Below are 21368 nucleotides of genomic sequence, written 5' to 3'. Positions count from 1 at the left end.
TCAATAGCCTGCGCGCACAGAAGGTGCAGCTCCTCCCAGTATATTCTGGAGATCACCAGTGATGTCTACATTATAAGGTCCAAGTACAAAAATGTAGCTGGATACTTTCTGAAGGCTTCCGCCCAGAGAATAGCAGGCCCCTGATGTGAAATCAATGATTCTCTGTGCCAGTTCCACATCGATTCCTTCCAGATTTAAAATTACAGTAGAGTTGTCTACCAGTGTATCTGCGATTTCACGGGTATCCTCCATAGAAGACGGTTTGATCACGCACACCTCCATATTTGGCCCCTGGGAAGCTTTACGGCTGCTTCTCATAGGAGTAATCTTGGAAGATGCTGCCGGACGTGTCTGGCGTTCTGCACGTTCCTGTCTGGCCGGAGCTTTCGCTGCAGCGGAAGCTGTTGGCTGTTTAAGGGAAGATGTCTGTTTGGATTCTGATTTCAGCGGTTTCTCATCGAAATCATCAAAGTCTTCGTCCTCAGAGGAATCCTTCTTTTTGGTGAATTTATCAAAGAATTTCTTCTTTGGTTTATCCTCAAAATCATCATCCAGGAAATCCTCGTCATCCTCTCCTTCTAACAGATCATCGTCCAGAAATCCATCGTCATCATAATCATCGTTTAATTTGATGGCATCTAAAAATTTATCTAAAACGCCCATTTTAATCTCCAATCTTCTTTATTCTTCTTTTATTGAATAATCTCTTTCACCAAAGATACCTGTTCCCACACGCACCATTGTTGATCCTTCCTCAGCAGCGATCTGATAGTCATTGGTCATTCCCATGCTCAGAACACTCATAGTAATATTATTAATGTTTTTTTCCCTGATGTCAACACTTAATTTCCTTAATTTGCGAAAAACTTCTCTGTTTTCCTCGGGATCTGAGACAAAAGGAGCAATTGTCATAAGTCCCATTACTTTCAGGTGGGGGTAAGAAGCAATTTCTTCTATAAAAGGAAGGACTTCAGAGGTTTTCAGGCCAAATTTACTTTCTTCTTCCGCTACATTTACTTCGATGAGTACCGGCATACAGAGATCTTTTTTTGCAGCTTCCTGCTCAATGGTCTGAGCCAGACGCACAGAATCCACGGAATGGATCATTGCAACCTTATCAATAATATATTTTACTTTATTGCGCTGCAGATGACCGATCATGTGCCACTGGATATCTGAGGGCAGTCTGTCATATTTATCCATGATCTCCTGTACCTTATTTTCGCCAAACACACGGGCACCTGCATCATAAGCCTCCTGAAGCATTTCCACAGGCTTTGTTTTACTTACTGCTACAAGGGTTACCTCTTTGGGGTCACGTCCTGCTTTCAGGCAGGCCTGTTCTATATTTTTCTGCACAGTTGCCAAATTATCTGCTAACATTTTACTGCCTCCTCTTATTTTTAAGCTAATGGCTTTAATACAAAATATCTTCTTCTTTTACTTTATCTGCGTTTTTTACGATATGATCATACCTATAGAGACCATAGGTGGTATTTCTGGAAACAATAGCGTATTCTTCATTCTGGTCAAGTACCTCAATACGGCGGAAAACAGCATAGCCTTTATTGATGCAGTACACACCTTCCAGAGTATCTGTTTCTCCTATGATATAGCGCTCACCTGTTTCCTGATTTACAATGGCATCACCTTCTTTGAAAGCGCTTTTGTCTACATAATAGGTATAGGTGGTTTCCGAGGATTCCTTTGTCTGATCTGTGACCGGATCCTCAATTTTTGCATAAATACTTACATCCTTAAAGACAGAAGCATTTTTTCCTGATTTTGTCTTCTCTTCCATTATAAAACCTGTATTGCCGGTTTTGGGATCAGTAGCTGCCATCTTGTCCGGGATCACATAGAAGTCCTTGGTCACAATGGAGGAAAGGGGGATTTTTAATCCTACCACTGTATTGGTTACAAGCTCAATATCCAGAAAACGGTCAGATGCATAACGGATCAGTCCCTTGCTGAAATCAATCTGTCCGTATTTGCCGCCATCAATGGTAATAATAGAAAAATCACCGGTCTGAGTCATATCATCCTTCAGAAACTTTACACGGATGGCAGACCGATCCTTTAATTTCTCAGCCTGTTTGTCACTTAAGGGGATTAAAAGACTCCAGCGTTCATCCGTAATGATCGTGTAAATATCATCTCCTGACTTAACAGAATCTGAAGTTTTTAAATCTGTTTCATGGTAGGAATTCTGGTCAAAGTCCTCTGCAGTGACAGTATCTACAGTCTTGCCCTCATAATTATCCACAGAGTACAGGATGATCCCGTCAGATTCTGCCTTGTTTATAGATTCATCTCCGACATAGCTGGTGACCTGTTCCACAGTGTCTGCAGCGTTATCGGATGAATCCTGGTCTGTATCCGTTTCATCAGAGGTCAGAGGTGCCGTAGAAGCTGCGCTTTCTGCATACTGAAGGATATTTCCCTTCAGATCATATTTGAAACTATAGGTATTGTTAAATTTACTGGAATTAAAGCTTTTGGAAAAGCTCATCATATCATTTCTTATACTGGAAAGCTCATCCTGGGAAAGCTGGGAGGTGGAGGAAGCGGATTTCGTGCTGCTGATTCCGTATACAGCTCCGTTTGCATTGATCTTACTTCCTTCTCTGGCATAATAGGTGATATATCCGGATGAGGAAGCCTTGCAGACAGATTCCTCTCTCACTGCAAGACCGGTATAGGTTTCATTTCTTGATAAAGGGCCGGAGGTTACCTGGTAGGATTCAATATGGGGAGTAGTCAGATACAGAATCGCACTGAAAGCCATATATACAAACAGTACTCCAAACATAATGGTTCCGATATTCAGGCCAAATATTTTGCTGAATCTGGCAAGGATTCCCGGCGCTTTTTTTTGTTTTTTATGATTATCAGGCAAAGGGCTGCCTCCTTTAAAAAATTCATTCCAAAATATTGTAACATCATATCTATATAAAAACAAGAGTAGAACGTATTTTCCGAATATCCGTTTGCGTTTAAGCACAGGATGTGTTATAATTATAAATTATAAAAGATTCGGGAGGTACAACTGTTATGGCATATGGCAGAATTACACAGAAACAGCAGGAGATTCTTGATTATATCAAAAATGAAATCCTGAACAGAGGCTTTCCTCCGGCAGTACGTGAAATCTGTGAGGCAGTAGGCCTTAAGTCAACATCCTCCGTGCATTCACATCTGGAAGCTCTGGAGAAAAACGGATACATCCGCAGAGATGCTACCAAACCCCGTGCGATAGAGATCATTGATGACAATTTCAATCTGGTACGCCGTGAGGTGGTAAATGTACCGATCGTGGGTACTGTAGCTGCCGGACAGCCTCTTCTTGCGGTGGAGAATATTGAAGGATATTTTCCTGTTCCTGCAGAGTTTATGCCAAATGAGCAGAGCTTCATGCTGAAGGTAAAAGGCGAAAGTATGATAAATGCCGGAATATTTGACGGAGACCAGGTTCTTGTCCGCAAGCAGTCTACTGCAGAAAGCGGGGATATTGTAGTGGCACTGATGGAAGACGGAGCTACAGTGAAGACTTTTTACAAGGAAAAAGGCTACTATCGTCTTCAGCCGGAGAATGATACTATGGACCCTATCCTGATCCATGAGGGACTGGAGATTCTGGGCAAGGTGTTTGGAGTGTTCAGACTTTACAAATAAGGTTATTTTATTTATGAAAAAAGGAGATATACGGTCACAGAGTTCTGTGGGTATATCTCCTTTTTTTTATTTCTCCAGAAATTGGCTGATATCCAGTTCCTTTCCATCTCTCCAGATTCTTTCCAGGTCGTAGAAAAGACGGTTTTCTTCGTCAAATACATGAACGATCATATCGCCGTAATCCATAAGTACCCAGCTGGAATTGCGGGTTCCCTCAATCTGTTTTGCCTCAAATCCGGCTCTGCCCAGAGTCTCATCTACATTGTCTACCATTGCCTGTACCTGATTCTGGTTGGAAGCGCTGGCAATTACAAAATAATCTGCGATCACGGATACTTCATGGATATCAATTACCTTAATATCCTTACCCTTTTTCTCGTCAAGAGCGCGGCAGGCAAGCTTTGCCATTTCCAGTTCTCTGCTCATCAGTTGATCTCCTTTTCTGTCTGGGAAACTCTTTTTATATGCAAATCTTTATAATATAAGAAGGCTTCCTTGGTTGTAGTGTCAACATCCTTGGGATTTTCCTCCAGGTAGGCAAGAGAATCCTTCAGGATTTCATACATGCATTCATCCAGATCCTGAAAAGCCAGTTTACGGACGAAGGTCAGATTTGGTGCCTTGTCACGCTTGGGCTCAATATAATCTGCAATATATACAATTTTTTCTAATAAGGTCATATCCGGTTTGCCTGTAGTGTGCCAGGTGATAGAAGAAAGAATCTCCTGGTCAGTCACCCCGTACTTTGCTTTTGCCACATAGGCTCCCAGCTTTGCATGAAGCAGAAAGGGGTGAGTCTGTTCGAATTCAGTTACCGGGATCTTGTGCTGGCTGCACATTTTTAATTTCTTTTTATTGGGAATGCATTTTGCACAATCATGAAGAAGGCCTGCAGTCTGTGCCTGGATCAGATCACAGCCGTGTACCATAGCCAGTGCTGCGCAGGTGTACATTACTCCCATGGTGTGGGCGTAACGGTCTTCGTCCAGATATTTGGCAAGCTTCTTCTCCATTTTTATAAAGTCGTATTCTGCCATTGGAAAATCATCCTTTCTCTTTGACCGGACTGTAAATATGATTTTCTTCAATATAAGAAATCACCTGATCCGCCACATAATATCGAATGCTTTTTTTCTCCTTGATCCAGTCGCGGATGGTTTCACTGGAGATATCAATATTCATAGTATCCAGTCTCAGAAATGTCCCCTTATATTTAAGGGAAAGACGTTCCATTTCTCTGTCCAGCTCCGCAACTGAGGTATGGTTTCTGACAGCTACTACCAAGATACAGTTCTGACAGATTCTGTCAGGATTCATCCAGGAGTCAAAGTCATAGAGAGAATCTGCTCCGATAATGAAATAATAATCTGTATCCGGATTCTGCTTTTTCATCATCTCCAGGGTATGATAGGTATAAGTATAACCATTTTCATGCATTTCTGTCAGAGAAAGCTCAAAATGCGGATTTCCACAGATTGCCTTCCTGACCATTTCCACACGCTGATCATCTGTGGCCCTTCCCTGTCGGTTCCTTTTGTGCGGCGGGTTTCCGCTGGGCATAAAAAGAACCTTGTCCAGATGGAGTTGTTCATAGGCTTTTTCCCCAAGGATCAGATGACCCAGATGTATGGGATCAAAGGTGCCGCCCATAATTCCTACTCTTTTTCTGCTGTCAGACATAAAATTCTCCATTTATTATTTCTTTGGCAATACAATTTTCTTTTTGTCGTCTTTTCCTTCACGGTATAGTACAATTTTTCTGCCAATTACCTGTACCACCTGAGAACGGGTACGCTCTGCAAGAGTTTCAGCCATCTGTCTGGAATCTTCCAGGCAATTCTGAAGAACATTGATCTTGATCAGCTCTCTCGCTGCAAGTGCTTCATCTACAGAAGCAGTGTTCTCAGGAGTAAGTCCTCCCTTGCCAAGCTGAAGGATTGGGTCCATAGTCATTGCCAGACCCTTTAAATATGCTCTTTGCTTACTTGTTATCATATTTTAATGTCCTCTGTTTGAAAAACTTATTTATAATAGTCAAAGTCAAATCCGTACATACGGACGGTATCTCCCTCCTGGATACCTGCCTTTTCAAGTTCATCCAGAATACCGCCTTCCTTAAGAAAACGCTGGAAGAAAGCAAAGCCTTTTTCGGAATCCAGGTTTGTATAACCAAGCATCTTTTCGATCTTTGGTCCTTCTACAATAAAGATGGTAGGATCCTCGGCATCCTGCTCCACTGTATAAGGAAGGTTCTCGGTCATAAGCATATCTTCCGGGAAAAATTCCTGTTCAAATACGATAGGTTCCTGCTTACAGTTATCCAACAGTTCTTTTACATGGAAGAGGAGTTCACGTACACCCTGACCGCTTACAGCGGAAATGGCATATACCTGAATACCCTTTGGTTCAAATTCTTTTTTCAGCTTATCAATGGGGCTTTCTTCCCCATCCTCTGTAAAAATACAGTCGATTTTGTTCGCTGCGATTACCTGCGGTCTGGAAGCGATTTCAGGATTATAGGCTTCCAGCTCTTTATTGATCTTGTAAATATCGTCAATAGGATCACGTCCCTCTGTGGAAGCTGCATCTACAATATGGATGATTACCCGGGTACGCTCAATATGGCGCAGGAATTCATGGCCAAGCCCCACACCCTCAGATGCACCCTCGATCAGTCCGGGAATATCTGCGATGACAAAGCCACCGTTTTCTGTATCTACTACACCCAGATTTGGACTCAGGGTGGTGAAATGATAATTGGCAATTTTAGGCTGGGCATTGGTGACTCTGGAAAGGAAGGTGGATTTTCCTACATTTGGAAATCCTACCAGACCAACGTCAGCAATTACCTTCAGTTCCAGAAGAACCTCCAGCTCCTGGGCCGGCTGTCCGGGCTGTGCATACTTTGGAACCTGCATGGTCGCTGTGGCATAGTGCTGGTTCCCTTTGCCGCCTCTGCCGCCCTTTAATACGATCTGCCTTTTATTTTTACCGGACATATCTGCAATTACCTTACCGGATGCAGCGTCCATGATCACAGTTCCTTCCGGAACCTTTAATACTACATCTGCTCCGTCGGCACCGTGGCATCGTTTCTTACCGCCTTCTTCACCGTCCTGAGCTTTATATTTTCTTTTGTGTCGGTAGTCGCCAAGGGTGTTCTGGCCTTCATCTACCTCAAATATGACATCTCCGCCACGGCCGCCGTCACCGCCGTCAGGTCCGCCATTGGGAACATATAATTCTCTGCGGAAACTTACATGGCCGTCGCCGCCTTTACCGGAGCGGATAAAAATTTTCGCTCTGTCTGCAAACATTTGACACACCTCATCTTTTAAATTTAAAGAAAGGCTTCAAACCCTGACAGATTTGAAGCCTCTCGCCTAACCAGATTATTCTGCTTCTACTGGAACGATAGAAACCTGTTTCTTATCGCGTCCCTTTCTGGTAAATCTTACAACGCCGTCTTTGAGTGCGAATAAAGTATAATCTTTACCGCATCCTACGTTTTCACCAGCATGGATCTTAGTTCCGCGCTGTCTGTAAAGAATATTTCCAGCTTTTACAAACTGTCCGTCTGCTCTCTTCGCACCTAATCTTTTAGATTCGGAGTCACGACCGTTCTTTGTAGAACCAACTCCCTTTTTATGTGCGAATAACTGAAGGTTCATTTTCATCATGTTGTTACACCTCCTTGACTTTTACTGTCAAATATCGATTGTTATAACTATGCTCAATTTCTGTTAATCCGAGGATAAGGGAATCCATGAGAAGTTTACCCTTCTCCGTAACCGGAGCTGTAAATCGAATAGAAACATAACCATCATCCTCTTTGGCTTCAAACTTATCGTCTGTAAAAGCCTCCAGGGAATTCACTGTGTTGATGATCAGCACAGATACAGCGGCACAGACAATATCCTGTCCTTCCTCTGCATATCCTGCATGTCCCTTTGATATCAGTTCCAGATAAGTACCGTTTCTCTTCTTAACTGTAATTGTAATCATAATGACACCAGATTAACCGTTAATCTTTTCGATTTTTACTTTAGTGTACTGCTGTCTGTGACCGTTTTTCTTGTGATATCCAGTTTTTCTCTTGTACTTGTAAACGATAACTTTCTTTGCTTTACCGTTCTCAACTACAGTAGCGGTAACACTGGCACCTTTAACATCCTCACCTGCTTTGAATCCGTCATTGCTTACTGCAATAACATTATCAAAAGTAACGGTTTCACCAGCTTCAACACCGAGTTTCTCAACTCTGATTACGTCGCCTTCAGCAACTTTGTACTGTTTACCACCTGTTGCAATAATTGCGTACATCTGTGGCACCTCCTATAATCTTTACTCGCCAGATATGGTGGCCTTATGGCACTTAAACCTCTCTGTGCGGCATCTCATTAATAATATCGGACAAAAAATGATTTGTCAATATGTTTTTTCCTTTTTTTTAATATTTCTTTTTTAATATTTTTTGCAAAGAATAGATTTACATAATCATATTATTGCAAACCAGAAACAAAGACTTCTGCTTATCGTAATTCCCTGAGTTCTTCTATTACAGGCTTGCGTACCTTTTTTCTGGTCATTTCCAGAATATGCAGAGGTGTGATATCCACAGCCTTTGCTTTTACAGGATCCCGCCGCAGATGCTTCTGCAGAACATGGAACAGTTCATCCTGATGATCCGGATTTTCCATATTAATAAAATCAATCAGTATAAGGCCGGACAGATTGCGAAGCTGCAGCTGTCTGGCAATTTCTCCTGCTGCCTCCAGATTGATCTTACGGTAAGTCTCCTGCATTTTCTTTCTGCCAGTGAATTTTCCGCTGTTTACATCAATAGATACAAAAGCCTCCGTCTGTTGTATTACCAGGAAGCCACCGCTTTTCAGCCAGACCTTTTCGTGTCTGATCTCTTCCAAGGCAGTCTCCAGACGGTGAAGCTTATACAAAGGAAGCAGTTTGTCCTCATATAGACGGATTTTGGTTGTTTCTTCCGGGCTGTTTTCCTTCAGATAACTGGAAATTTCCTGAAAAATCTCCGGTACATCTGTCAGGATTTCTTCCAGGCTTCGGTTGTTAATGTCCCTGACTGCAGAAATATAAATGGGTTCTGTTTTATAAATACAGCTAAAGCAGGTACGGGATTTTCCGGCAACAGCTACTTTTCGGTACAGTGATTTAAGATATTCCAGTTCCCGCAGAAGCTCCTCCTTGGATGCATCTGCTGCATTAGTACGCACGATAAGACCATATTCTTTATCCGGACGGTGAATCTCTTCTTCCATCCATTTGCTGAGTCTGCTTCGGTCATCATTGGAAAGCTTATTGGAAAGTCCGAATTTCTTATCTCCTGTGGTGAGAACCAGATATTTTCCTGTAAAATTCAGATTGGTAGTCACAGCAGGAAGCTTTCCCTTCATAGCTTCTCTGTTGATCTGAACCAGAATTTCATCTCCCGGTTTTATAGGCCTGTCTTCCTTTTTGACAGAGGCATAGATGGCATCCTGAACATCAGACAGCTGCAGATAACAGCGTTCCCCGGCAGAAATCTGAACAAAAGCAGCTCCGATGTTGGCCGCAATATTTTCTACCTGTCCTACATAAATATTTCCCAGGGTAGATTTATGATCTATGGGTTCAAAGCGAAGCTCCATGACCCTGCCATCCTCTTCCCGGGCACATACATAACAGGGAACCTGGCAGATTTCCATTTTCGTAATAATAAGCTTATTCAACTTCTTCTCCTAATGATTCCAGAGTAACGAATTTGTGGTTATCCTCTGTACCCTTATCTGCATATACTTCCAGACGTTTGATCGTGTAGGCAAAGTCCGGAAGCTCTGCACCGAGCCATGCGAAAAAGGTATCAGTTACAAGTTCCGGCTTTGTATAATTGGCACTTGCAGAAGCAAGCATCATAAAGATCTTGTCTCCCTGAAGTTCCATTTTATAAATAAAGGGACGGATATCGATTTCCTTTTCACTGCGTTTGGTTTTTTTCATAACCTTGATCTCCGGCTGTGCCAGGAAATCATTAATCTTATCTTTCCAGGAAACCTCCGGTTCCTTGCCCGGACGGAATTCCACATAATAATCGGCAGCAGCCACCAGAGACATGGCTTTACCTGCTTTGCCATCCTCTACCTGACGGGTACTGATCACACGGACACCTTCCACCATTACGGCGTCCAAACGTCTGGTAATCTCTGATGTGGGAACTGTCTCTGCAAGCTCCAGATCGAAGTACTCTCCCAGACTCTCAGTACCAACACCCAGAGGTGCTGCAAAGGACATGATCATGTGAGGACTGAAACCTCCGGAAAAAGCAACAGGAAGATTTGCCCTGCGGATGGCTTTCTGAAAATAACGCATGGTATCCAGATGTCCCACAAATTTTACAGGCCCCTCTTTGCTGAATTTAATTCTTACCTTCATAACATACACCTCCGCCATAACGCATAGCACCACAACCGGAACATTTCTGACGGCAGTTTGGTGTTACGGTTTCTCTCTTTGCCTGTTCCCATTCATGGATCAGGAATTTTTTGGTCACCCCTGCATCAATGAAATCCCATGGAAGGATCTCCTCTGTAGAACGTTCGCGGAGTGTATAGAAATCAATGTCTGTATTGGTTTCTGCAAAAGCTTCTTTCCATATATGATAGTCAAAACTTTCTGACCAGGCATCATAGATCGCGCCCTTTTCATAAGCTTTCAGGATCACCTGTGCACAGCGGCGGTCACCTCTTGCAAGGAAGCCCTCCAGGATCGTAACATCCGGCTCATGCCAGCTGTAGCGGATACTTCTCTGGTTTACCTGTGCGCGGATCTCGTTTTTTACGACCTTTGCTTTCTCTACGAAATCTTCCTCCCTGTACATGCCTGCCCACTGGAATGGAGTGAATGGCTTTGGTACAAAGAAGGAGGTACTTACATTTACCTGAACCTTACCTTTTCGCTGTTCCTTTGGAACTTCCTCATAATAGGTTTCTGCAATTTTCTGAGCAAGATGAGCAATACCCTTCATATCATCTTCTGTTTCAGTCGGAAGGCCAAGCATAAAATAAAGCTTTACCTGGTTCCATCCGCCCTTAAATGCTTCTCCTGCACCGTGAAGAATCACTTCTTCTGTCAGACCTTTATTGATAACGTTACGTAGACGCTGAGAGCCTGCTTCCGGTGCGAAGGTAAGGCTGCTCTTCTTTACATCCTGTACCTTGCTCATAACATCCAGCGCAAAGGCATCAATACGAAGGGATGGCAGAGAGATATTGACAGCATTGCCATGGAATTCTTCAATCAGGAAGTTAACCAGCTCCTTCAGCTCAGAGTAATCACTGGAACTTAGAGAACTTAAGGAAATTTCCTCATGTCCTGTATTCTGAAGCATTTCCCTTGCGCTTGCCTTTAATTCCTCTACATTACGCTCTCTTGTAGGACGGTAGATCATACCTGCCTGGCAGAAACGACAGCCACGGATACAGCCACGCTGGATCTCCAGGGTGACACGATCCTGAGTAGCCTTGATAAATGGAACTACAGGAGCTTTGATGGCGCGGTAATCCTTAGTAACATCGGTGATCAGCTGCTTACAGACTTTCTCCGGTACCCCTTCTTTTGCCGGTGTAAAGGAGGCAATGGTGCCGTCTTCTTTGTAGGTTACATTGTATAAAGAGGGAACATAAATTCCGGGAATCTGGGAAGCTGCAAACAGGAAGTCTGCTCTGGAGCCGCCTGCTGCCTTATTTGCCTTATAGGCATCAAACAGGGCATCATAGACAGTCTCACCCTCACCAATATAAAACATATCAAAAAATTCTGCGATGGGTTCCGGATTATATGCACAGGCACCGCCACCGATTACGATAGGGTCATCTTCCTTACGATCTTTTGCCAGAAGTGAAACATGGCTCAGATCCAGTACCTGAAGTACATTGGTATAACACATTTCATATCCAAGAGTAATACCAAGGAAATCAAACTCCTTTACAGGCTCCTGGGATTCCAGGGCAAAGAGAGGAATATGTTCCTCACGCATGATCTTATCCAGATCCATCCACGGAGAAAAGACACGCTCACACCAGACATCCTCACGCTCATTAAACATGTTGTAGAGGATCATCATGCCCAGATTAGACATACCGATCTCATAAACATCCGGGAAGCACATGGCAAAGCGGATATCTACGTTGTTCTTATCTTTCATTACAGAGTTGACTTCCCCGCCGATATAGCGGGCTGCCTTGTCAACACTGAGCAATATTTCGTCACTAAGTGCTAATTTTCTCATAGTTTTCCTTTCACGATTTGTTGCTATTTGCCAAATGCAGAACTTCTTCTGTTTGGATTTGAATAGCGCTTTTTTTCTGAATAAGTGGGAAAAACAAGGCTCATTTTTGAACCTATTTTTACCCCGAAAACGGCATTTGGTCACTGCGGTACCAGCTGTGGTATATGCCGTTAATTATCCTATTATAATACAGGTCATTTCAGAAATTCAAGAGAAATCGTGTGCTTTTGTGGAAATGGTGAAAGTTCCAAATGAGTGCGTTCTTTTGTTTTGTCCATGTATTTTTTCTCCTGTGAATATTTGAATCCCATCTACATTCAAAACTATTTTTTCTTCACAGCCATTATACAGGATTATACATTCTGTACGGCATATGGAATTTAAAGATATTTCTGTGACGCACTTATTTTTCCATTTAAAACCAATAGTAATCCCTCCAGGTGCTTTAAGACTGCTTATTTCCCCATCCGTCCACTCATCTGGCAGTGCAGGAAGCAGAAAAATCTTATCTTCTTCATACTGGATCAGCATTTCCAGAACAGCTGCTGCAAAGCCAAAATTCCCATCGATTTGAAATGGTGGATGGGCACAAAGCATATTGGGATAGATGCCGCCTCCTGTCAGACTACATTCTTCTTCTCTGGTAAAACGCAGCTGGTTTTTTAGAAGTTTTAATGCATGATTCCCGTCACCAAGTTTTGCCCACAGGCAGGCTTTCCAGGCCATGCACCATCCGGTTCCTTCATCCCCTCTTCTTTCCAGTACCACACGGCAGGCATCCAGAAGTTCTGGATTCTCCTTGGAAATCAGATTTCCAGGGTACAGGCCATATAAATGGGAAAGATGTCTGTGGTGAATATCCATTTCCAGATAATCATAAAACCATTCCTGTAGCTGCCCTTCTTTTCCGATTTTCCAGGGCGGAAGTTTTTTCAGAGCTGCTTTTACCTGGGCTGTTAAATCTGTACAGTTCAGAATTTTGCAGGCTTTCAGATAGATTTCAAACAATTCCTTCAAAATACTTATGTCCATGGTGGAAGCAAAGGTAAGGCTATGGCTGGTATGATCCTGAGTTGCAAAAGTATTTTCTGGTGACGTGGAAGGAATTGTCACAAGAAAATCTTTGTATGGAACCAGGTAGCCAAGATAAAATTCCACAGCTCCTTTTATTAAAGGAAATGCCCTTTCTTTTAAAAATGTTTCATCAGCAGTGTAGCAATAATGTTCCCATAAATGCCGGCACAACCATCCGGAACTCATAGGCCACATAGAATAGGTACAGGGATTTTCATCCTGTCCAAAGTGTCCCACCGGACTGGAATGCCCCCAGATATCCAGGTTATGGTGGCTTACCCAGCCATTTAAGTGATAAACATCTTTTGCTGTTGTTATCCCTCTTTTTGCTGTTCGTTCTATGAGCTGGAACAAGGGTTCGTGACAGTCACTCAAATTTCCTTTTTCTGCCATCCAGTAATTCATTTCCGTGTTAATATTTACCGTATAATTACTGCTCCAGGGGGCACGCATGGAATGGTTCCAGATTCCCTGAAGATTTGTACATTGGGAACCTGGTTTTGAGGAAGAAATCATCAGATATCTGGCAAAGTAGAACATTTTTAACACAAAGTTATTTTCTTTGGTATCGTTAAGGGTAAAGCTTACCCGGTCAAAGTACTTTGCATATTCTTTCAAATGTGCTATTTTCACCCTATCATACTGATAAAATCTCAAACGTTCCAGCATCTGTTTTTTCCGGGATAGATAAAAATCCTTCTGTTCAAAGTCTGTCAGTCCAGATAAATAAACAAAAACATTCCGGGCATCTTTTATATACAGCTTGTTTTCTTGCTGAACAGTTTTCCCATCCGTCTGCACATACAGACAGAAGGCAAAACGGATCCCCAGTCCTTCTTGATATACAATCGGATTCTTGCAGGAATAATAAGGAGGAGCAACAGAAACAGGAGCCTGTCCCTCCATAAGAAGTCCGTTTTTTTCAAACAAAGAAGTCTGATGGTGTATCTGACTTTCCAAGGACAATGCCATTTCAAGGCTACAATCTTTGCCGGAATGATAATGAAGTGCCATAACAGGTTCAGCCATACTTACAAAAAATTCCCTTTGATATCTCTTTCCTTCCTGGCAAAACTCCACATTTTCTATGGCTTCTTTAAAAGAAAGCTGTCTTTTATAGCTGCCTGCTTCTGTCAATACAGGTACTTTTACATCAATCTTTAAATTACCGGCTGGAAGATAACTTTCTGTCCAATCACCAAGCACATTCTCCCGGCAGTAATCTTCTGCTTCCTGATATTTTTCATCAAAGATGTTATTTCTGAGAAATTCCCAGTCAATCTCCCTGTTTGAATTTTCTTTACGCTTCCCGGTTCCAGACCAGAGGGTATCAAGGTTTAATTCAATTTTTTCATTCTGAAATCGTCCATAAGACATTGCCCCCATGGATCCGTTTCCAAGGGGCAATGCTTCATACCATTTGGCGGCCGGCTGCTTAAAAGTCATTGATAAATAATCCATCTTCTCATCCTCTCCAGAAATATATTTCTAGTCAGACTGACCACGATCTTGGTATATTCCCACAAATGATAACAGTGGTAAAACTCTGAAATCCCGGATCAGAATTTTCACTTCTTTTACATTTTCTCGGAAAACTGGAATGATCTTCTGATATCCAATTACAGTTCCATCATATATCTTTTCCCAATCAACATTTTCGTCTGTCTTTACGGATACTTGAAACGCTTCCACTCTCTGGCTGTGTTGGATTGCTTCTTTTAGCACCAGATAACCAACACGCCTGACTTCTGGCAGGGAAAAAATAAGTTCAGTCGGAATTTTACCCTCTTTAGGCTGATACCAGGTATTAGAAGTACCCTCTAGCAGATTGCATACCGGATGGTCCGGATCCTCATCTTTGGAAAAAACATCTGCCGTTTTTGCCAGATTACAGGAAAAGGCTTCCTGTTTCCACTCTCCAAATTCCCTCAGACGGTTTACGTCATTTTCATGGAGCAGTCCATTTGGCATTGGTGGGATGTTCAAAAGAAAGGTTGCATTTCCTCCTGCTGAGCCCAGATAAATATGTTTTAATTCTTCCAGGCTTTTGACATTATTGTCCTCTTCTTTATGATAGAACCATCCAGGTCTTATGGAAGTGTTTACTTCTGCAGGATACCAGATCAGATCATTTTCTCCTTTCAGGACTTCCCGGCTTCCAAGGTCTTCCATATCACTGGTGATTTTTCGCTGACGAAATTCAGCATCGTCTGACTGCTGGCTCTTTTCCTGAACGCTTTCTGCCAGTGCAGTGCGGGCAGGAACAACACTCCACTCTGATTTTCGCACATCACCGGCTTCATTCCCGCACCATCGGATATCCGGTCCGCATACACAGATGCAGGCATCTGGCTGGTATTTACGCACACAGGCATAATAGCGCTCCCAATCGTAGATCTGCTTTTTCCCATTTGGTCCTTCTCCGCAGGCGCCATCCAGCCATACGCTAAAAATATTCCCATAACCTGTCAGAAGTTCTGTAAGCTGGGAGATATAGTAATCATTGTATTCTTTCCCACTTCCATAACAAGGCTGGTTCCGGTCCCATGGAGAAAGATAGATTCCAAACTTCATCCCGTACTCCCTGCAGGCATCCGCTACGTCTCGTACTATGTCTCCCTGCCCGTTTTTCCATGGACTTGCTGTTACGCTGTGAGCTGTGTATTTTGTTGGCCACAGGCAGAATCCGTCATGATGTTTACAGGTGAGGATCACACCTTTCATACCTGCACTTTTGGCCGCCTCCACCCACTGTCTGGCATCAAATTCTGTCGGATTAAAAATTTCCGGATCTTCGGTTCCGTCTCCCCATTCCCGATTTGTATATGTATTCATTCCAAAGTGAAAAAAGGCATAAAATTCTGTAGCCTGATAGGCAAGCTGTCTTTTTGACGGAACCACTTGAATCAATTCCTGATCTGTTGGCATTTGTTCCCTCCTTATTCATAAACATTTGTTTCAAAATATCAAATAATTATCCTTTTAGTCCTCCGGCTCCGATTCCCTGCAGCAGATATCTCTGACCAATGAGATAAATGATGATCGTTGGAATCATAATAATCACAAGACCAGCAAATAAAGCGCCCCAGTCAGTGGCGTATTTCTGCACTTCAAACAGATTTGCCATTCCAATTGGCAGGGTTTTCTTTGCATCTTCTGTGAGCAGCACCAAAGCCAGGGGGTATTCGTTCCAGAATCCCATTGCGCTTAACATGGTGATTGTTGCTATTCCAGGCTTTGCCAGGGGTACCATCACTTTTAACAGAAGCTGAATATTGGTAGCTCCGTCAATCCTTGCGGATTCTTCGTAATCACGTGGGACTGCTGACATAAATCCCTGTAAAGTGAAGATACAAAACGGAAATTGCATAACTGCATATACCAAGCATAGTACAGGAAGACTGTTAAGACCATTCACCGCCTGCAGTTCCAGGAACAGAGGAATCATAATATAAGTTGCCTGAAGGAAGATACAAGCCATATAAATAGTAGAAATCAGTTTGCTGCCTACAAAACGGTATCTTGCCAGTACATAAGAAATAGGGATCACAAACAGAAGCAATAAAAGTGTGGACACAATTGTTACAAAAATGGAATTTCCAAAATAAGCGGCAATATTCGCTTTTTCCCAGGCACATACAAAGTTATCCAGATTGAGTGCTGCTGGCAGTGCATAGGGATCTGTCAGATATTCTGCATTGGTTTTAAATGCAGACATCAGATTCCAGAAAAGCGGATATAGAAATACGATCGTGAACAGAATCATTAGGATTCTGGTGCACCAGGTTCTTACAGTTTTCATCAGTTTCCTCCTATTCCTTTTCAGACGACAGTTTACGTGAGATCATGGCAAGAATCACTGCCAGTATCAGAGTAAACATGGCAATGGCCATGGCATATCCGAAGTTTGCGTTTCGCATACCCTGGGTGTACATGTACTGTAAAAGGACACTGGATGCCCCATTTGGACCGCCGCCAGTCATGACATTGGACAGTGTAAAACTTAAATTGATGGTTCCGGACAAAGAAAGGATATAAGTTGTTCCAATAGATTTCCGAAGTAGTGGAATGGTAATCTCAAAGAACTTCTGGACTCCCGTTGCACCATCAATAGAGGCTGCTTCATAAACCTCCTGGGAAATTCCGTCAATGGACGCCACATGCATGACCATATAGTAACCCACTGCCTGCCATACCAGTGCTGCACCGATACACCAGAGCGCTGTTTTTCCTTCTCCCAGCCAGGCATGTTTCCAGGTAGACAGATGGAAAAGATCCAGCATATGGTTCAGAATTCCCCTTGTAGGATTAAAAACAAAGGACCACACAATACCAACCACTGTCATGGAGACGATGCTTGGAAAAAAGAATACCGTACGGTAGAAGGATTTTTCTTTCAACTGTCCCTGTGTAAGGATAAACGCAAATACAAGGCTTAAAAAGATTGTCACAGCGGGGATCACAAGCATTAATTTAAAGGTATTATACAGGGCTTGAAGGAAGTCCTTGTCCCGAAACATGTAAATATAGTTATCAAAAAATACAAATTTACTGTTAAACCCAACGCTTAGTGCAGTAGAACTGGTAAAAGAAAGATAAATGGCATTCAGCATTGGTGCAATCATGAAAACGATCGTAAGAATCAGTGCCGGAAGTGTACACAAGGCAATGAATAATTTTGGTTTTTTTACCACGTTTGGTCACCTCTTTTTTATTTTAGGATGCCCGACAGATTATTTTGCCGGACAACGGATCTTATGGCTATCAGAGTCAAGAAAAGCTGCTGCATATATTGTGCAGCAGCTTTTCCAGGAGTGTTACTGTTCAATTCCAAACATGTGTTACTGAATGTTATATATTGAAAGTAACTATCTTACATGATCAGTTCGCAGCTTCCATATCTGCACGAACCTGAGCAAAAGCGTCTTCCACATTCTGTGCCCATTCTTCTACTGTCATTTCATCATTCATAACAGAAGTAATCGGGTTGAAGATCTCATCTTTTGGATTGATCTTACAGTCAGCAGGAACTGCTGCAAAGCTCATGATCAGGGATGAAGCGTTGGCTTCTTCATAGATTCCGTACATGTTGTAAATTGCTGTGGAAAGCTTGTCTTTTGCTACTTCACGAGCACTTTTTGTAGCATACAGGGCACCGGAAGCTTCTGCAAATGCAGATACGGACTCATCACTGTACAGGAAACGAAGGAATTCTTTTGCAAGTTCCGGATTCTTGGCAGCTGCCGGAATGGAGAACTGCTCACAGCTGTCAAATACATAATGTACGTCATCTGCATTCTCGGTTGGGATTGGAGCCATGGCAAATTCAAATCCATCTTCTCTTGGTGCATCCTGCATTTCGTTTTCCATCCAGGTTCCGTTTGTGATGAATGCTGCCTTTCCAAGCATCATTTCTGTCTGGGATTCGGTATGGTTCATACCAACAGTGCCGTCAAGGAGATAACCGTTATCTGCAATTTCCTTGATGTGTGTAAGAGCTTTTAATACACCTTCGTTGTTAAAAGAACCTTCCTCATAATTTGCAATCTTTTTCAGTGCATCTTCGCCACATTCGTTTGCGATTGCCGGCCAGAGCATTTCTTCCATATAACCTGGATAAATTCCCTGATAGGTAAACAGTGCACGTCCGTCAATTTCTTTTACGGTATCACCAAGAGCAAAGAATTCGTCCCATGTCTTTGGTACTTCCAGATTATTCTCATCAAAGAAAGTTTTATTATAGATCAGACCCTGCGGACCGCTGTTAAATGGCGCAAGATAAATCTCATCATCTCCATAAGGTGCACATTTTGTACTTTCCAGGATTCCATCTGTAATGTCATCCCTAAGTGTACCGGTTCCGGCATAATTTTCACCATCAAATACATCGTTCAGATTTAAAAGCGCATGTTCTTTGATAAGGGATAGGATTACACCGTCTTCTCCACCATCATTGAGACAGATAAAATCAGGTGCATTTCCGGCAACGATCTGTGGACGGATAATATCTCCGATGGTAGGACTGATCGTCATATTTACTTTTATGCCTTCGTGGCTCTGCTCAAAAAGTTCTACCATCTGATTCCAGTAGGTATCTCCGTATCCTCCCTGGAAAATGGCAATGTTCAGTTCCTGTTCTTCTGTCTCTGCAAATGCAGTGAGCGGGGAAAGCACGGTAGCCGCACTCATGGCAAGGATCATGACAGAAGCTGCAAATCTTTTTTTCATATGTTGGTTCCTCCTTTTAATTGGCTTTTTATTACGTTTGCCTGATGATGTTATTATAAGCGCAATTATCCTTGTGGTAAATTGACAAAACGCTCCTGTATATAGAGCATCTTCTTGTATAAATTATCTTGTATGGATTTTCTTGTGACATATATGTACGATCTTTTTGCGTTTTCATTTTGAATGGATTATCCTGTCTTTTTCCTGTATAATGAACGTATGATGCTAGACGCAAAAAAAATTTTGGACTGTAACATCAACTGATCATAGTAAGAGAAAAGGAATATTAAAATGAGAAAAAGGTGGTATTACCAGGGATTCCGTAAATTCAGCATTAAAACCAGGCTTATGATTGCGCTTCTGATGATTTCCATTATACCATTAGCAGGAATCAGCGGCTATTCTTTTCATATTTTTTCAGTCGCACTTAGGTCAAAACTTTCCGCTTCCATTTCCCAGACTTTGTCCATGATCAATCTGAACATGGTCAGTGAAATTGAAAAATACCAGTATCTGTGCGGCTCTATCTGTGTCAGTCAGGAGATCAAAGATGGTCTTCTGAACAAGGATATGACAGATATGGAAAAAAATAAGGCAATCACTGAGATTCAATCCATGATCCGCAGTAAGATCATCTATCCTGCACAGGCAAAAAACATAACCGTATATGATACAGATGGAAATATTTTTTATGATCTCGGATATGACGGATTCTATCAGGAGGATGTGGATATGCTCCTGAGCCGGCTGGAGACAGAAACAGGGGATGTATGGGCTTATGTTCATACTTATCGTGACAGGGACATTCTTGTTCTGGGCCGCAGAATTTATGAGCAGTATAATCAGAGCCAGGTGATTGGTTATACGTTGATCTCTATTGATGAAAAGATCTTTTCCAAAACGGTACTGGAGCCTATTGGTTTGGCTGATTCTTCCAATATCATGTATCTGAATACAGATGGCACTATTCTTTCCTCCTGGGACAGAAAAGTAGGAATGGGTCAGAAAGCAGATGAGGAATTACTGGAAAACATAGAGAACAGACTGCCAAAGAAAACGGATTCCTTCAGTATTGATGAAAACGGGCAGGAACAGCTGGTCACATATATCTTTAATAAAAATCTGAATCAGCTTTTCGTGTATACCATGCCCTATCACTATATCAATTCGGAAGTCTACACCTTGCTGAAAAGGATTCTGATCGTTGCCCTTTTTCTGGTTCTTCTGTGTGTTGCAATTGTCTCAGCCGTATACCTTGGAATCACATCACCAATCCGAAGTATGTTGGATTTTTGTAAAAAACTCTCTGACGGAGACTTAAGCGTCCGGATCCAGGATACCTGTTCGGATGAGTTATCCGATCTTTCCGGAAGCATGAACCATATGGCGGATACCATTGAACGGCTGATTCATCAGCAAAAAGAACAGGAGGAGAAAAAAAGAGAATTAGAATTACAGATGCTCCAATACCAGTTAAATCCACACTTTCTGTTTAATACCTTAAACAGTCTTCGATTTGTGGCTGCTATGCACAAGGATCAGATCGTCAGTGATGGTATCCAGGCACTTAGCAGTCTTTTGCAAAATACACTTACCAATAAGAATGAGTACATTACCATCCAGGAAGAGCTGGAAAACTTGGAAAACTATTTTTCCATTCTCAGAATCCGTTATGCGGGAAGTTTTGAATATTCCATCCATACAGAAGAGGATGAACTACTTTCCTGTCTTATTCCAAAACTGATTCTTCAGCCTCTTGCTGAAAATTCGGTCATGCATGGTTCTTCCGATGACGGCTCCGTCATGGAAATCATGATTACATGCTGGGAAGAAAATGGAAATATAATGATAGAGCTTACAGATAATGGGAAAGGTTTTGAAGTAACTCCTGCTGCACTTGCGCCCCACAAGGATCGCAAAAAAATCGGAGTTTCCAATGTAAATGACCGGATACAGCTGAACTTTGGCCGGGAATACGGATTGAAAATTGAAAGTCATCCAGGTGATGGGACAACCTGCACTTTAACGTTACCGAAGCTGAACACTGACCACAGGGATTCCGTTTCAGAATGTAAAAACACAGAAAGGAATTAAT

Annotated in this window: 21 protein-coding genes; 2 read left to right on the top strand and 19 right to left on the bottom strand. The window is 42.3% G+C overall.

Features of this window, described 5'->3' with window-relative positions:
- Genes H8Z82_RS00225 through H8Z82_RS00215 form a run of 3 tightly spaced genes read right to left on the bottom strand, consistent with a single transcriptional unit; the run spans position 1 to position 2899 of the window.
- Positions 1 to 663 carry a cell division protein SepF gene (locus tag H8Z82_RS00225; protein WP_186993886.1) on the bottom strand — a complete coding sequence of 221 codons (663 nt, stop codon included), beginning with the start codon at positions 661 to 663 and terminating at the stop codon, positions 1 to 3.
- Between the two features lie 18 nt (positions 664 to 681).
- On the bottom strand, positions 682 to 1383 hold the full coding sequence (locus H8Z82_RS00220) for a YggS family pyridoxal phosphate-dependent enzyme (RefSeq protein WP_019161692.1): 702 nt from the start codon (positions 1381 to 1383) through the stop codon (positions 682 to 684).
- Positions 1384 to 1417: 34 nt separating this feature from the next.
- Entirely contained in the window at positions 1418 to 2899 is a 1482-nt protein-coding gene (locus H8Z82_RS00215) for an HlyD family efflux transporter periplasmic adaptor subunit (protein WP_186993885.1), read from the bottom strand.
- Between the two features lie 155 nt (positions 2900 to 3054).
- Between H8Z82_RS00215 and lexA the strand changes: the two genes are divergently transcribed.
- A complete protein-coding gene (lexA, locus tag H8Z82_RS00210; protein ID WP_019161694.1) occupies positions 3055 to 3675 on the top strand; it encodes a transcriptional repressor LexA in 621 nt (206 codons plus the stop codon).
- A 66-nt stretch (positions 3676 to 3741) separates the two neighbouring features.
- Here the strand turns inward: lexA and rsfS are convergent, their stop codons facing one another.
- The 16 genes from rsfS to H8Z82_RS00130 all read right to left on the bottom strand — a co-directional run bounded on the left by rsfS (position 3742) and on the right by H8Z82_RS00130 (position 19273).
- On the bottom strand, positions 3742 to 4101 hold the full coding sequence (rsfS, locus tag H8Z82_RS00205; protein ID WP_173743934.1) for a ribosome silencing factor: 360 nt from the start codon (positions 4099 to 4101) through the stop codon (positions 3742 to 3744).
- Positions 4101 to 4712 (bottom strand): bis(5'-nucleosyl)-tetraphosphatase (symmetrical) YqeK, encoded by a 612-nt coding sequence (gene yqeK, locus H8Z82_RS00200; protein ID WP_019161696.1) that lies wholly within the window; start codon positions 4710 to 4712, stop codon positions 4101 to 4103. Before yqeK ends, rsfS begins: the two co-directional genes overlap by 1 nt.
- 7 nt (positions 4713 to 4719) lie before the next feature.
- Positions 4720 to 5355, bottom strand: a complete 636-nt coding sequence (gene nadD, locus H8Z82_RS00195; RefSeq protein ID WP_019161697.1) for a nicotinate-nucleotide adenylyltransferase — start codon at positions 5353 to 5355, stop codon at positions 4720 to 4722.
- 15 nt (positions 5356 to 5370) lie between these two features.
- Positions 5371 to 5667 (bottom strand): ribosome assembly RNA-binding protein YhbY, encoded by a 297-nt coding sequence (gene yhbY / locus H8Z82_RS00190; protein ID WP_026076968.1) that lies wholly within the window; start codon positions 5665 to 5667, stop codon positions 5371 to 5373.
- 29 nt (positions 5668 to 5696) lie between these two features.
- The gene (gene obgE / locus H8Z82_RS00185) at positions 5697 to 6992 is read right to left on the bottom strand and encodes a GTPase ObgE (RefSeq protein ID WP_186993884.1); all 1296 of its coding nucleotides are present in this window, start codon (positions 6990 to 6992) and stop codon (positions 5697 to 5699) included.
- A gap of 75 nt (positions 6993 to 7067) precedes the next feature.
- Positions 7068 to 7355, bottom strand: a complete 288-nt coding sequence (gene rpmA, locus H8Z82_RS00180) for a 50S ribosomal protein L27 (protein WP_008703124.1) — start codon at positions 7353 to 7355, stop codon at positions 7068 to 7070.
- A gap of 4 nt (positions 7356 to 7359) precedes the next feature.
- Positions 7360 to 7680 (bottom strand): ribosomal-processing cysteine protease Prp, encoded by a 321-nt coding sequence (locus tag H8Z82_RS00175; protein WP_186993883.1) that lies wholly within the window; start codon positions 7678 to 7680, stop codon positions 7360 to 7362.
- A 12-nt stretch (positions 7681 to 7692) separates the two neighbouring features.
- Positions 7693 to 7998, bottom strand: coding sequence for a 50S ribosomal protein L21 (gene rplU, locus H8Z82_RS00170; RefSeq protein ID WP_019161701.1), 306 nt, complete (start codon positions 7996 to 7998; stop codon positions 7693 to 7695).
- 209 nt (positions 7999 to 8207) lie between these two features.
- Positions 8208 to 9416 (bottom strand): ribonuclease E/G, encoded by a 1209-nt coding sequence (locus tag H8Z82_RS00165; protein WP_243176349.1) that lies wholly within the window; start codon positions 9414 to 9416, stop codon positions 8208 to 8210.
- Positions 9409 to 10116: a TIGR03936 family radical SAM-associated protein gene (locus tag H8Z82_RS00160; RefSeq protein WP_186993882.1), complete on the bottom strand. Its 708-nt coding sequence runs from the start codon at positions 10114 to 10116 to the stop codon at positions 9409 to 9411. The genes H8Z82_RS00165 and H8Z82_RS00160 overlap by 8 nt, the downstream gene beginning before the upstream one ends.
- Positions 10100 to 11971: a TIGR03960 family B12-binding radical SAM protein gene (locus H8Z82_RS00155; RefSeq protein ID WP_186993881.1), complete on the bottom strand. Its 1872-nt coding sequence runs from the start codon at positions 11969 to 11971 to the stop codon at positions 10100 to 10102. Before H8Z82_RS00155 ends, H8Z82_RS00160 begins: the two co-directional genes overlap by 17 nt.
- A 207-nt stretch (positions 11972 to 12178) precedes the next feature.
- Complete coding sequence (locus tag H8Z82_RS00150; protein WP_186993880.1) at positions 12179 to 14506, bottom strand: glycoside hydrolase family 95 protein; 2328 nt, start codon at positions 14504 to 14506, stop codon at positions 12179 to 12181.
- 27 nt (positions 14507 to 14533) lie between these two features.
- A complete protein-coding gene (locus H8Z82_RS00145) occupies positions 14534 to 15973 on the bottom strand; it encodes an alpha-L-fucosidase (protein WP_186993879.1) in 1440 nt (479 codons plus the stop codon).
- Positions 15974 to 16019: 46 nt separating this feature from the next.
- Complete coding sequence (locus tag H8Z82_RS00140) at positions 16020 to 16847, bottom strand: carbohydrate ABC transporter permease (RefSeq protein WP_186993878.1); 828 nt, start codon at positions 16845 to 16847, stop codon at positions 16020 to 16022.
- A gap of 10 nt (positions 16848 to 16857) precedes the next feature.
- The gene (locus tag H8Z82_RS00135; RefSeq protein WP_186993877.1) at positions 16858 to 17739 is read right to left on the bottom strand and encodes a carbohydrate ABC transporter permease; all 882 of its coding nucleotides are present in this window, start codon (positions 17737 to 17739) and stop codon (positions 16858 to 16860) included.
- A 187-nt stretch (positions 17740 to 17926) separates the two neighbouring features.
- Positions 17927 to 19273, bottom strand: a complete 1347-nt coding sequence (locus H8Z82_RS00130; protein ID WP_186993876.1) for a carbohydrate ABC transporter substrate-binding protein — start codon at positions 19271 to 19273, stop codon at positions 17927 to 17929.
- Positions 19274 to 19564: 291 nt separating this feature from the next.
- On the opposite strand from H8Z82_RS00130, the gene H8Z82_RS00125 reads away from it, so the two are divergent.
- Positions 19565 to 21367, top strand: a complete 1803-nt coding sequence (locus tag H8Z82_RS00125) for a sensor histidine kinase (protein WP_186993875.1) — start codon at positions 19565 to 19567, stop codon at positions 21365 to 21367.
- Position 21368: the final 1 nt, after the last annotated feature.

Source organism: Blautia difficilis, assembly GCF_014297245.1.
In the GTDB taxonomy this organism is placed as follows: domain Bacteria; phylum Bacillota; class Clostridia; order Lachnospirales; family Lachnospiraceae; genus Blautia_A; species Blautia_A difficilis.
The sequence above is the reverse complement of the archived record's forward strand: the minus strand, read 5'-3'. Positions and strand labels throughout refer to the sequence as shown.